Below are 13255 nucleotides of genomic sequence, written 5' to 3' on the forward strand. Positions count from 1 at the left end.
TTGCCCACCCTACGAGACCTGCGTCGGGGGCACGAGTCACCCCCGCGCCATCGCCCTTTTCGCCACGGCCAGCCCCATCAACACGAACGCCGACGTCACCTCCGGCCCGCCGACCAAAATCCGCGTCGGCGTCTTCATCTTGTTCCATTCGTAGGCGCGGAACGGGCCGCGGCGGCCGCCTTCGCCGAGCCCGGAGACGATCACGTTCAGCGCCGGCGCGAAGGCGCGCGGATCGGCGCCGAGATGGCCGAGCGCGATCAGCGCCAGCGCGGCGTCGAACACGTTCATCTCCGCGGCCATCAGCTCGCCCTTGACGTAGGACAGCACGCGGTGGCGGATGAAATCGAAATCGCCGTTGGGATCGATCAGAGCCTGCGCCGCCAGCGGCAGCGTCAGGAACGCCGCATAGCAGCGGCCGAAATAGGCGCTGTAGAGCTCCGGCAGGTAATAGATGTGCGAGCGCGGATTGGCGAAGGCGCCGCTGGCGGCGAGACGCTTCTGGAAGCCGATGATCCGGTGCACGGTGGCGAGCCGCGCCGGCGTCTCCAGGATCTTCCAGCGCGCGAGGTTGCGAAAGCTCACCTCGAGAATGTCGAGATTGAGCGTGGGATCGAGATCGTTGCCGTAGGGCCGCTCGCCCTTCAGGTTGTCGATCCAGGTCGCAACGCCGCCCTCATAGTCGATATTGTCGTTGAGCGGCACGGTCACGCGTGGTTCGTTGATCCCGGCGCGTACCTGATAGCCGGCATAGAAATCCAGCAGCGGCTGGTCGATGATCGCATCAAGGCAGCCGGCCTGCGTCGCCGCCGAGATCGAGCACGCCGTGGTGTCGCAATCCGGCACGTAGACGCCGAAGCCGAGGTCCTGCTTGATCTGCGCGAAATAGCGCGAGAAGCGCGGATGCGGCGGAGGTGCCAGCGCGGTGATGACGTTGAACCGCGCGCCGTCGACGCCCTCGACCTCCTCGCGGCTGATATTGACGCAGAAATCCACCATGTCGGCGATCGCGCGCTCGGCTGCCGTCTTGTCCGCGGGCGAAGCCAGCCCGGTCTCGACATAGCTCAGCAGCGCCTCGATGAAGAAGGCGTCGTAATAGGCCGAGCGGTGACGGATCTGCACCGGCTCCCACATCGGCTCGGCGATGCCCTTCCAGGGTGGATTGACCACGGCGGCTGCGTGCGAGCGCGCGATGAAGACGCGGGCGAGGTTGAACAGCAGCGATGAGTTCTTGTAGCCGCGCGCGTTCAGGCCCGTCAGCGCCATGATCAGCTCGCGTCCGCGGAAGTCGGGATCGCCGATCAGGTTGAAGGCGGCATAGGTCGGCAGGAAACCGTTCTTGCGATACGAGCCGAGGAGATGCTGCGCGCAGTCGCGGATCACGCCGTCGATCTGCGATTGCTGCGGCAGCGCCGCGGTGAACGCCGCTGGCGGCGGCTTGGGATGATCGAGGGCCATGCAGTCGACGAGATCGGCGACGGGCTGGCCGACCGCGGCCCAGTCCGGCTCGGCATCGTCGCGGGCGCGGGCGAGCGCCTCGCGCAGCCGGGTCAGCTTCGCCTCCTCGCGCAGCTCGGGCAGGCCGGCGCGACGGAGCAGCAGGCGCAACGCGGGATTGCCGAGCGCGGTCTTGTAAAACTTGGCCAGATGCGGATCGCCGCCGGTGGTCACCGCCAACACGGGATCGCACACGTCATAAAGAGAAGGGCCATCCTTGCGCGCTGTCAGCGCCCGGCAGGCGGCACCGGCGAAATAATGAAAGCTCATGAAATACCTGGTCGCGGGGGCCTTGGTCAGGAGCGGCCCGGCACGCTCCCATCCGCGCGCCACCCCCTCGCCAAGTCTTTGAAAAAGCTACCCGGATTCGCGGGAAAAACAAATGTGACGATGGTCACGGAAAAAACCGGCACGGAGGCTGCATGATGAGGCTGCGGAAGGCCACGGGGACGCAAAAAATCCACATATTGGGCCGGGAGAATTAGTTAATACATTCAGTGTCTTAGCTCAAATTTAGGACAATCTATTGCCCCGCGGGCGATATCCGGTTAAGGGTTTGTTTGGTGCGGCGCCGCAAATTGCGCGCAATTCGGGGGCACATCCCCGGCCAATCCCTCAAACCTAAAGCCGCTATCGCGCTACTCAAACTGTGTGCGCGCGCTTGGCTGGTCTTTGGCACTGACAGGAATGAAGCGAGATGAATTTAAGGCAGCTCGACATTTCCCGACGCACGATCGCAGTCGCCGCAGCCCTCATCGGCACGGTCTCGCTTGTGATCGGCGCCCATGCTGCCCTCAACATGCGTGCGCTCGATGCCGCCAAGGCCGTCTCGACCGACCAGGTCACCGGCTCGATCGGCCAGACCTCGCGCCTCGCCCTCGTCATCGGCAATGGACATTACCCCGACGCCAGCGCGCCGCTGACGCAGTCGATCAACGACGCCCGCGCGCTGTCCTCGAGCCTGCGCAAGAGCGGCTTTGACGTCGACATGGTGGAAGACGCGACCAAGGACGACATGATCCGCGCCGTCAACCGCCTGAAGTCGCGGATCAAGCCCGACACCGTCGTCATGCTGTTCTTCGGCGGCTTCGGCGTGCAGGCCGGCCGCGAGAGCTACATGCTGCCGGTCGATGCCGTGATCTGGAAGGAAAGCGACGTCCGCCGCCATGGCGTGTCCATCGAGGGCGTGCTCGACATGATGAAGCAGCAGGGCGCCAAGGCCAAGCTGGTCGTCGTCGACGCCTCCCGCCGCAATCCCTATGAGCGCCGCTTCCGCTCCTACAGCCACGGTCTTGCGCCGATCAGCGCGCCCGACAATGCGCTGATCCTGTCCTCGGCCTCGCCTGGCAAGGTCGTCGATGACGGCAAGGGCGAGCACAGCGTGCTGATCAGTGAGCTGCTCGGCAATCTCAATGCGCAGAGCAGCAGCGCCGAAGCCGTCTTCAACAAGACCCGCGTCGCCATCTCCCGCGCCTCCGAAGGCGACCAGGTCCCGACCGTGTCGTCCTCGCTGCTCGAAGACGTGCAGTTCGACCAGGCCGGCGGCTAGTTCGCGGCAATCGCAGCTCTTGTAGGGTGGGCAAAGGCGCAAAGCGCCGTGCCCACCATCTTTTACGTTTCGATAGAAAGACGTCGATAGAAAGACGTGGGCACGCTCCGCTTTGCCCACCCTACGATAGCCGTGCCTTAGCGCACGTCTGCCTCTCCACCGTCATTGCGAGGAGCTCTTGCGACGAAGCAATCCAGGATCCCTCCGCGGAGAGATTCTGGATTGCGTCGCTTCGCTCGCAATGACGGCTGAGACTACTTCGCCGCTTCCGCGGCCATCGCCGGGCGTACCGGATCGCCTTCGCGCAAGAGCGCGCCGGCGCGGGCGATGACGATGTCGCCTTCGTTGAGGCCGTCGCGGACCTCGATATTGCCGCCCGACATCAAGCCGATCTCGACGCGCTTGGTCTCGACGCGGTTGCGGCGGATCACCTGCACCACGGTGCCGGCGGAGGAATATTGCACGGCGGTGAGCGGTACCGCGACGTTGCAGCTCTGCCCGGTCTTGATCAGCGCGCGCCCGCTCGCGTTCAGCAAGAGCCGCTTCTGCGAGGAGATGCCGATATAGACCATGCCCTGCTGGATGTTCGGCTCGACGGTCGGCCCGATGCGGCGCACCTTGCCGTCGAGATCGCCGGCGCCGGCGATGCGCACCGTCGCCTGCTGGCCAACCGCGAGCTTGCCGATATCGGTGGTCGCGACCAGGCCGACGAGGTCGTATTCGCTGCGCGCCACGATCGTGAACAGGGCTTCGCCCTTGGCCGAGGCGAAATTGCCGATCTGCGCCGTCGAGGTCGCGATCACGCCTGCCACCGGCGCGGTGACCTGAAGCGTGCCGCCTTCGGGCAGCGCCAGCCGCGCCAGCACCTGGCCGGCCGTAATGGTGTCGCCGGCTTCCGCCAGCACCTCCGTCACCTTCAGGCCGGGACGCTCGGGCCGCACCGAGGTTTCCTCGCGCGCGATGATCGTGCCCGTCGCCTCGACGATGTCGGAGAAGCAGGATTTTGCCGCCTTCAGCACCGTGACCGCCGGCCCCTTCGGCGCCTCGTCTTCGGCGGCTCGCGCGAATGGAGCGGACAGCAGCAATAGTCCGGTGAGCGCAACGAGATGTCTGGAGAGGAAACGCGCAGGCAATGGACGCATCGGTCATTCCGGTTGGAGCCTTGACGGCCTCATCGATAGCAGAAGCAACCGCGGCGGGCCATGGGCCGGCCGGATGAGAATGCCGCAGCGCAGGCGGCGCGATGCCGCTTGTTGAATTAGTCTGCGGGAATGGAGGTAAGGTTCGCGGGTAGTTGTCCCGCAAACTCGTCATGGCCGGGCATAGCCGTCCGAAGGACGGCGTCGCTTCGCTCGCCTATGTCCCGGCCATCCACGTCTTGGCCACGTGGAACGAAGGACGTGGATGCCCGGGACAAGCCCGGGCATGACGGCCTCCTATGATGTTGCGCGAGGAGGGGAGGTAGGAGCAGCCATCACGGCAGGCTCAAGAACTCCACCCAGTTCGGCTTCTTTCCGGTCGGATAGGATTTCAGTTTCCCCAGCGCGCCGCTCGACTGGTCGATGGCATAGACCGTCATGCTGTCGGAGAGCTCGCCGACCGCGGCGAGATAGCGGCTGGAGGGATCGATGTGGAAGCCGCGCGGCTGCTTCTCGGTCGGCACGCTGCCGATGGTGGTCAGCTTGCCGCTGGTCGCATCGACCTTGTAGGCGGCGATCGTGCTGGTGGTGCGCTCGGAGGCGTAGAGGAAGCGGCCGTCGGGCGTGATGTGGATGTCGGCGGCCCAGGGCTTCTTACCAGACTCCTTGCCGGTGAATCCTTCCGGCAATGCGGTGGTGCGCTGGATCTCGTCCCATGCGCCGCTCTTGGCCTCATAGCTGAAGGCGGCGACATCGCCGTTCAGCTCGTGGATCATGTACACGAACTTGCCGTTGGGATGGAACACGAAGTGTCGCGGCCCCGATTTGTCCGGCACCTTGTAGGCCGGCGGATCGTTCGGCGTCAGCGTGCCGGCGGTGGCATCGAATGCAAAGCCCAGTACCTGGTCCGAGCCGAGATTGGTCGCGAACACGAAACGGTTGTCGGGCGAGGGCAGGAAGGCGTGCGCGTTGAGGCCGGTCGGAATCACCTGCTTCGGCTCACCAACGACGCCGTTGGCAGGAAGCGGATTGAGCGCGACCTTGTTGCCGCCATAGGAGGCGCTGAACAGGAATTTGCCGCCGTGGTCGACGGCGATGTTCGCCATGCTGTCGGCGAGCGGCCCGTTGCCGATGTGGCTGAGCTGTCCTGTCTTGGGGTCGATCGCAAAGCTCACCGCGAGGAACGGCTGCGAACGCACGCCGGCGATCAGCACGCGGTGGTCGGGCGTGATCGCGAGCGGCGTCGAGGAGCCGGGCTTCTCGACGCCGGTGAAGGCGGCGGTCTGCACCGCCGTCATCTCGCCGTTGTCGGCAAGCTTGAACACGCTGATGTCGTTGCTGTCGGCGTTGCCGACATAAGCGAAGGTCTCGGCCATGCCGGGGCGGACTCCAGGGATGAGGGCGAAGAAAGCGAGTGTGGCGATCGCAGCGCGCGATGCGCTGCGGCGTATCGGTCTCAACATGGGCTCCTCCATCAAGCCGGTGCGGCCTGGTTCTTTTGCCGGGGAGGATAGCGGGAGCCGCGCCGCCGCACCAAATTCCAATTGAGATCGATCGATGCCGAAATCGTATCGGTCGTGCGGGCCGGCTAGCGCACCGCCGCCGTCAGGTTGCGGGAGGGCAAATGCGGGCCGGTCGCATAGTCGGGTGCTCCGAGCACGCCCCACACCGCGACCGCAACCAGCGCGCAGGTCAAGATCGTCCAGACCACGAGTCGTTTCCGCATCAGGCCAGATCCATCATTCGTTCGATACCCCCATCGCCGCCAGCGATCGTGCACTGCAAACGGCGACGATCCTATGAACTCATTCACAGGCGAACCCAGCGAACCAATGTCGCGCCCGCGCATTGACCCGTCATGCCCCGCGAAAACGATCTTGAAGGCAAGCCCGACATGGGCGGCAAGCATGGCGGTCAGGCCGGCCAGCCGAAGCCGCCGCCGCGCCCGCGCCAAGGGCCGCGCGATGAGGACGTCGTGGCAAAGCGCCACACCGGCCAAACCGATCGCACGCCGCCGCCGACCAAATCAAAATAGCGCCTCGCCCGCGCGCACTTTCATTGGGAACGGCGGCCCCGCCTTGCCGTTACCCTGATCCCGCGGGCGGAGGAGAGCGAAAGGGAGGCTGGCACGTGTTTTGGATCTATTGGGACACCGCCTGGTCGCTGATCATCAGCGGCATCTGGGTCGCCACCATCATCAGCCATCCCGACGCCGAGTTCGTCGAAATCCAGGCCGCCCGCCAGGCGAAGTGAGCCGGCGCCGCCCGCGGCCCTGATTTCCGTAGTTCAACCGACCGGAATTTAACGGAGTCCCGGGCTCGCATGCCCGCGCCCCCACGCATTTGGTGAACCGAATCTTAGGAGCCGCCCGGTATTTTTCTGCATCTTTTCCGCAAGGCCCGGCGCTCACTATGGCATTGTTCGGCAATCCCTCCATTCGCTCCGTTCTCGGCGCGATCATCGGCGTTCTTGGCGTGTTCCTGATCGGGCAGCTCGCGACCGGGCTCCTTGCCGCCGTCGAGCGCAACAGCGCGGCGCAGAAGGTCGAGCGCTTCGCCAGCACCGACCAGCAGCTGTTCGCGACCCTGCTCGGCTTCCGGCTCGAGCGCGGCACCTTCCTGTCGGCACTCGTTGCAGACGCCCCGGCCAATGCCAATGCCGACAGCCGCATCGCCACCAACCGGCAGTTGTCGGAAGCGGCTTACAAGAGCGTGCTCGAGCGTCTCGATGGCGTGTCCGATTCGCGCCTTGCCGGCGCCCTCGGCAAGCTGGTTGCAGTCCACGATGCACTGATGCCGCTGCGGCCCAGGGCGGAAGCCGCCATTCACCAGGCGAAGGCCGAGCGCGATCCGAAGGTCGGCGACGAGTTTCGGAAAGTAGCCCAGGACTATCTTGATGCGATCCTGGCGCTGACCGGCGAGCTCGAGAACGCGCTCAAGCTTACCGATCCCGTGGTCGATCATCTGCTCAGCGTCAAGCAGTCGGCCTGGGCCGCGCGTAATTTCGGCGGCCTCGTCGCCATCCGTCTGGAAGCTGCGGCCGCGAGCGGCAAGCCCTGGAGCGCCGCCGACATGGTCGGTGCCGCCGAGGACACCGGCCGCGCCAAGCAGGCCTGGAGCCAGGTGTTGGATGTAGCCAGCCGCGCGGATGCACCCGCCAGCCTCACCGACGTGGTCGCGCGCTCGAAGCAGGGCGAGGCCGCCGCCATGGCCGAGCGCCAGCAGGGCTTCATCAAGGCGCTGAGCAACAACCAGACCATCGACATCAAGATCGAGGACCTGTCGAAGCTCAACACCGCCATCCTCAACTCCAGCGTCGAAGCCGGCCAGGCCGCGCTCGCCGAAATGGTCGCCCGCGCCGGGCAGCAGATGACATCGGCGAAATGGAGCCTCGCGCTCAACGGTGCGATGATGCTGGTCGCGCTTGCCATCACGTTGTCCGGCTTCATCCTGGTGCGCCGCCGCGTCAGCGCGCCGATCCGTCAGATGACGCAGGCGATGCGCTCGCTTGCCGAGCGCGACTATGCGATCGAGCTCACAGGCATCGCGCGCGGCGACGAGATCGGCGAAATGTCGCGCGCGGTCGCCGTGTTCAAGGAGAACATGATGACCGGCGACCGTCTCGCCGAGGAGCGGGCCGCCGAGCAGGCGAAGAAGGAGCGGCGCCAGCTCGCCGTCGAGCGGCTGATTGGAGAGTTCGAGCGGACCGTCACGGAATCGCTGCACACGCTCGCCTCGGCCTCCGGCGAGCTGAACGGCACTGCGCAATCGATGTCGTCGACCGCCGAGCAGGGCTCCTCCAAGGCCGCCTCGGTCGCGACCCTGTCGGGCGATGCCTCCTCCAACGTGCAGACGGTTGCCGCCGCCACCGAAGAGCTCTCGGCCTCGATCAGCGAGATCAGCCGCCAGGTCGCCGAATCCTCCAGCATTGCCGGCGCCGCCGCGAGCGAGGCCGCGCGCACCAACGGCGAGGTGCAGGCGCTGGCGGATGCCGCCCAGCGCATCGGCGACGTCGTCGCGCTGATCACGGGCATTGCCGAGCAGACCAATCTGCTCGCGCTCAACGCCACCATCGAGGCCGCGCGTGCCGGCGAGGCCGGGCGCGGCTTTGCGGTGGTCGCATCCGAGGTGAAGAACCTCGCCACGCAGACCGCCAAGGCGACCGAGGAGATCACCGGCCAGGTCGCCGCGATCCAGGGCGCGACCCAGTCGTCGGTGACTGCGATCCAGTCGATCGGCACCACCATCCAGCGCGTCAACGAGATCGCAGCGGCGATCGCGGCTGCCGTCGAGCAGCAGGGCGCCGCGACGCGCGAGATTGCGCGCAATGTGCAGCAGGCCTCGCAAGGCACGAATGAAGTCTCGCGCCACATCTCCGGCGTCTCGCAAGCCGCCGGTCAAACGGGCGCCGCCGCCGGCGAGGTGCTGGAGTCTGCCAAGATGCTGGCGCGTCTGTCCGACGATCTGAAGCGCGACGTCGACCGCTTCGTCGGCGACCTCCGCGCCGCGTAGCCTTGATGTCGTAGGGTGGGCAAAGGCGCACTTCGCGCCGTGCCCACCATCTCTCGCGGATGGAGGATTGGTGGGCACGCTGCGCTTTGCCCACCCTACAAGAATTCCAGACCCTCAGATCATGCTGCCGGGCATGAAGCAGCGGATCATGGCGCGGCCGTTGACGTAATAGGGCCAGACCATGGTGCGGCCGACGCGGTTCGGCTCGGTGATCACGGCGTCGTCGGGCACCGCGATCCAGGCGCCCTGAAGCCTCACGCGATAATGTCCGTCGCGCGTGTCCCAGTCGACATCGTCGAGCGCGGTGCCGTCGGCATCGGCGCAGCAGGGGCCGCCGGCCTTGCTGTGCAGGCTCTCGAACCAGCCCTTGAGCGGCGAGTTGGCGTAGCGGCCATCGTCGCGGCCCTGCGCTGGCGGGCCGATCATGGCGATCGCCGCCAGAAGAGGGATCATCCTGAAAGTCACGACCGCCATGTCGCCTCGCTCGATCCGCGCACGCGCGAGCGCGCAGACGCGGCGCCTGCTGCGATGCGCGTGATGCATGTTGGCTGCCGTCCGCCGGCCGGAGTTCCGGCCGTCTCGGCAGCGCGATAACCGCAAGGCCCGAGGTTTGATCCTATTTTTTGCGGGGCCGTGAGCGGGGCGATCTCCGCCGTCCGTCAAAGGCACCTGAACGATCGAAAGAACGAGTCCTTAACCCTTCGTACAGTAAGTGTGGCCTCGACTGGCCGGATTCGGTGATCGTCATTGCCCGCGTCAGGTGCCGGTGTTTCCGCGGTCGAGCCCGTGCCTCGTCCGTAGAACTCACTCCGTCGTTTCTGGTCGATCGCCGCATGACCCAACGTCTCCACCTTGATCGGTTGAAGTACGCCGATCGTGTCGTCTGGATCGTGATTGCGGTCATGGCCGGTCTGGTGTTGAGCGCATCGATGCTCGGGCCGTTCCAGATCGAATGGATGACATTCTGGAAACCAGGGCTCGTCGCCTCTCTGCTGGTGCTGGGAAGCTGGTTCTACTCGACGGTCAGAAAAGACGCGGCTCTCGCCGACGCGCTGGTCAGTGCCGCCCAGATCATCGCCTTTGCGGCGGTGGCTGCGCCCGTGTCGTATGTCTCGGCAAGCGCGGCCTTTCCGCTATGGGACAGTGAGCTCATGGCGCTCGATCGGCGCATGGGCTTCGACTGGATGTCGTGGCTCGATGCCATGAACGCGGCGCCGCTGCTGCACCGGATCCTGGCGCTTGCCTATGCGAGCTTCGCCGTGCAGGCGACGGCCATCGTCGTTGTCCTCGCCGCGGCAGGGCATTCACTGCGATTGCGCGTGTTCATGCTCAGCTTCGCGCTGACGACGCTGGTGACGATCGGCGTCTCGACATTGATGCCGGCCCAGGGCGTCTGGGGTCATCTGCATCTGTCGGCGGTCAATTCTCCCGCCATCGTGCCGGTGACGCGGGATCTGCCTCTTCCCGTATTCTTCGGATTGCGCGATGGCACGTTCGTCCATCTGGTCGCCGAGGGCGCCGAGGGCATCATCAGCTTCCCGAGCCTGCATGCCGCGCTCGGGCTTCTCTTCCTGCTGGCGCTGTGGCGCGTCAAATATGTCGGCTGGATCGCAACCATGCTCAACGTCGCGATGATCGCGGCAACGCCGGTGGACGGAAGTCATTACTTCTCCGATGTCGCCGCGGGTCTGGCCATCGCGCTTTTAAGCTGGGTTGCGGTCCGGCACACGCTCACCCGCATGATGGGTGAGCGGATGGAAGCCGGTGGCGAGCTGTATCTGCCCCCGGTCGGCGCGTACGAAAAGGCCGACGCGCTTCGCCGGGCGTCGTAGCGCTGTCGAAGCGGCACCTTGCGTCCACTTCCGGACATCAATAGCTAAGCCGCCGCCGCCTGCTTCGACAGCAGCTGCTTCAGCTTCGCCGCGGGCACGGCCGGGCTGAACAGCCAGCCCTGCATCTGGCTGCATCCGAGCTGGCGCAGCACCTCGCGCTGGGCTTCGGTCTCGACGCCTTCGGCCGTCGTCGCCATGCGGCGCGCGGCGGCCATGTGCACCACGGCCTGCACGATCGGCGAGGAGTCCTCGGATTGACCGATGTCGCTGATGAAGCTGCGATCGATCTTGATCTTGTCGAAGGGGAAGCGATGCAGATAGCTCAACGACGAATAGCCGGTGCCGAAATCGTCGAGCGCGATGCGCACGCCGAGCTCGCGCAGCTGCTGCAGGATGGTGAGCGCCTCCTCGTCGTCGCGGATCAGCACCGTCTCGGTGACCTCGAGCTCGAGCCGGCCGGGCGAGAGCCCCGACTCCACGAGCGCCGCGGCGACTTTCAGCGCCAGCGTCCGCGAGCGGAACTGCACCGGCGAGACGTTGACGGCGATGTGGATATCGCCGGGCCAGCTTGCCGCCTCGGTGCAGGCCTGCCGCAAGACCCATTCGCCGATCTCGCCGATCAGCCCGGTGTCTTCCGCAACCGGGATGAAATCGGCGGGCGAGACCATGCCGCGTTCGGGATGGCGCCAGCGCAGCAGCGCCTCGCAGCCGGTGACGACATTGGCGGCAAGATCGACCAGCGGCTGATAGTGCACCTCGAACTCGCCGCGGGTCAGCGCCTGGCGCAGATCGAGCTCGAGCTGGCGGCGCTGCCGTGCCTTGGCGTCGTATTCGGGGATGAAGATGCGGAAAGTGCCGCGGCCCTCGGTCTTGGCCGCATACATCGCAAGATCGGCGCGCTTGAGCAGATCGTCGAGATTGTCGCCATGGTCGGGCGCGATCGCGATGCCGATGCTGGCATCGGTCGGGATCTCCTGGCCCTTGCAGTTCACCGGCGTGCGCAGCGCTGTCAGGATATTGTCCGCCAGATTTGTCAGCTCGGCCTCGTCGCAGGTCCCGGCCTTGATGATGGCGAATTCGTCGCCGCCGAGGCGCGCGACCAGATCGTTGCCGCTGACGCAGCCGCGCAGACGGTTCGCGACCTGGCGCAGCAGCTCGTCGCCGACCTCGTGTCCCAGCGAATCGTTGACGCCCTTGAACTCGTCGACGTCGATATAGAGGATCGCGAACGGCTTGCCCTGGGCGAGCTCGGCGATGCGGCGCTCCAGATGACCGCGCATCAGCACGCGGTTGGGCAGGTCGGTCAGCGCGTCGTAATGCGCCATATGCGCGATGCGCTCGTCGGCGCGGATACGCTCGGTGACATCGTCATGGGTGGCAAGCCAGCCGCCGGCTGCACCAGGCTGGTTCTTGACCTCAATCAGGCGGCCGTCGGCGGTCTCGACGATGGCGCTTTGGGTGCGGCCGACATTGTCCAGGATGTCGTCGCAATAGGCATCGACGTCGCCGTGGAACGAGCCGGTGTCGTAGCGGTGCTGGATCACGTCGCGGAAATAGGCGCCGGGCTTCACCACGCCCGTGGAGAGGCCGTACATCTCGATGTAGCGCCGGTTGCAGACGATCAGGCGCTGGTCCTGATCGAACATCAGAAGGCCCTGCGTCATGGTGTCCATCGCAGTGTCGAGCCGCTGCTTCTCCACCGAGAGCCGGTTCGTCATCTGGCGGAAGATCAGGAACAGCGTGAGCACGAGCAGGCCGATCGACAGCACGGCCACGAAGACGAAGAATTTCGTCTGCGTGCGCCAGGTGGCGAGCGTCGCGTCCAGCGACTTGGTCGCGACCACGACCAGCGGCTCGCCGGTCAGGAGGCGCGAGGCGACGATGCGGTCCTTGCCGTCGATCGGGCTTGCGAGCTGCGTGGTGACGAAGGTGCGTTCGAACACCGCCCGCTGTTCCGGCGTGCCGTTGCGGAAATTCTCCCCGATCATGGCATCGACATGCGGAATGCGCGCGAGCAGCTGGCCGTTCTGGTGATGCATCGCGATCGAGGATTCCTCGCCGAGTCCGCTCGAGGCGAAGAAGGATTCGAGCTGGTCCGGCGTGATCGCGCGCGAAACCATTCCGAGGAATTCGCCGTGCGGGCCGGAGACGCGCCGCGCGAACACGATGGCGGGACCGTTGCCGAGCCGGCCGGGAACGACCTCGATCTCCTCCTGCGTAGCCGGATCGTTCCTGAGGCGGTTGAAATAGTCGCGGTCGGCGACCGAGATGTCGGCGACGGGCCAGCGCCGCGACGAGTTGATCAGAACGCCGTCAGCATCGAACACGTTGGCGCCGGCGACGTCGGACCAGCCGCTGGCTTTCGCGCGCAGCACCTCGTGCATGGCGAGGGTGGCCATCTCGCTGCGGAACACGTCGGCGGATTCGATGCCGTGGCTTTCGAGCTCGGCGATGACGCTCTTCTGCAGCACCGCAAAGTCGGCGAATTCGCGATCGAAATGCCGGGCCAGCAGCCGCACGGAGTTTTCCAGGCTGTCGCGGCCGCTTTCGATCGCATTCTGGCGAAAGCGGTCGACGGTGAGCGCGGTGCCGATGGCCATTGCGACCATCAGCACGAAGCCGCCGACGATCAGCCATGTCAGCGGCGCTCCCTGCCAACGGCGCAGCAACGCGCGCATCCGCGCGGTCCATCGGATTGATGTGCCCATCCAGCCCTCCCGTGGGATGCAA

Annotated in this window: 11 protein-coding genes; 5 read left to right on the forward strand and 6 right to left on the reverse strand. The window is 65.9% G+C overall.

All coding sequences use genetic code 11. The features are described 5' to 3' along the window. Nucleotides 1-36: 36 nt before the first annotated feature. Entirely contained in the window at nt 37-1764 is a 1728-nt protein-coding gene (locus AAFG16_RS01375; RefSeq protein WP_342736719.1) for a hypothetical protein, read from the reverse strand. Between the two features lie 427 nt (nt 1765-2191). On the opposite strand from AAFG16_RS01375, the gene AAFG16_RS01380 reads away from it, so the two are divergent. Beyond that, nucleotides 2192-3043 (forward strand): caspase family protein, encoded by an 852-nt coding sequence (locus AAFG16_RS01380; protein ID WP_283083234.1) that lies wholly within the window; start codon nt 2192-2194, stop codon nt 3041-3043. A gap of 254 nt (nt 3044-3297) precedes the next feature. On the opposite strand, the gene AAFG16_RS01385 is transcribed toward AAFG16_RS01380, so the two are convergent. From AAFG16_RS01385 to AAFG16_RS01395, 3 genes are all read right to left on the reverse strand, one after another. Continuing rightward, nucleotides 3298-4185, reverse strand: a complete 888-nt coding sequence (locus AAFG16_RS01385; RefSeq protein WP_283083235.1) for an HlyD family efflux transporter periplasmic adaptor subunit — start codon at nt 4183-4185, stop codon at nt 3298-3300. 332 nt (nt 4186-4517) lie between these two features. Next, a complete protein-coding gene (locus AAFG16_RS01390; protein WP_342736722.1) occupies nt 4518-5645 on the reverse strand; it encodes a beta-propeller fold lactonase family protein in 1128 nt (375 codons plus the stop codon). Nucleotides 5646-5770: 125 nt separating this feature from the next. Further along, nucleotides 5771-5908, reverse strand: coding sequence for a hypothetical protein (locus tag AAFG16_RS01395; protein ID WP_342736724.1), 138 nt, complete (start codon nt 5906-5908; stop codon nt 5771-5773). A 132-nt stretch (nt 5909-6040) separates the two neighbouring features. Here AAFG16_RS01395 and AAFG16_RS01400 point away from each other — a divergent pair, with 132 nt between their 5' ends. From AAFG16_RS01400 to AAFG16_RS01410, 3 genes are all read left to right on the forward strand, one after another. Next, entirely contained in the window at nt 6041-6217 is a 177-nt protein-coding gene (locus AAFG16_RS01400; RefSeq protein ID WP_342736726.1) for a hypothetical protein, read from the forward strand. A 95-nt stretch (nt 6218-6312) separates the two neighbouring features. Next, nucleotides 6313-6435: a hypothetical protein gene (locus tag AAFG16_RS01405; RefSeq protein WP_342736728.1), complete on the forward strand. Its 123-nt coding sequence runs from the start codon at nt 6313-6315 to the stop codon at nt 6433-6435. Nucleotides 6436-6593: 158 nt separating this feature from the next. Next, nucleotides 6594-8693 (forward strand): methyl-accepting chemotaxis protein, encoded by a 2100-nt coding sequence (locus tag AAFG16_RS01410; protein ID WP_342736730.1) that lies wholly within the window; start codon nt 6594-6596, stop codon nt 8691-8693. A 114-nt stretch (nt 8694-8807) separates the two neighbouring features. Here AAFG16_RS01410 and AAFG16_RS01415 read toward each other — a convergent pair whose 3' ends face one another. Beyond that, nucleotides 8808-9146: a hypothetical protein gene (locus AAFG16_RS01415; RefSeq protein WP_342741097.1), complete on the reverse strand. Its 339-nt coding sequence runs from the start codon at nt 9144-9146 to the stop codon at nt 8808-8810. A 284-nt stretch (nt 9147-9430) separates the two neighbouring features. Here AAFG16_RS01415 and AAFG16_RS01420 point away from each other — a divergent pair, with 284 nt between their 5' ends. Continuing rightward, complete coding sequence (locus tag AAFG16_RS01420; protein ID WP_342736732.1) at nt 9431-10525, forward strand: phosphatase PAP2 family protein; 1095 nt, start codon at nt 9431-9433, stop codon at nt 10523-10525. A gap of 44 nt (nt 10526-10569) precedes the next feature. Here the strand turns inward: AAFG16_RS01420 and AAFG16_RS01425 are convergent, their stop codons facing one another. Continuing rightward, entirely contained in the window at nt 10570-13233 is a 2664-nt protein-coding gene (locus AAFG16_RS01425; protein WP_342736734.1) for an EAL domain-containing protein, read from the reverse strand. Nucleotides 13234-13255: the final 22 nt, after the last annotated feature.

Origin of the sequence: Bradyrhizobium sp. B117 (assembly GCF_038969555.1) — a bacterium.
Classification (GTDB): domain Bacteria; phylum Pseudomonadota; class Alphaproteobacteria; order Rhizobiales; family Xanthobacteraceae; genus Bradyrhizobium.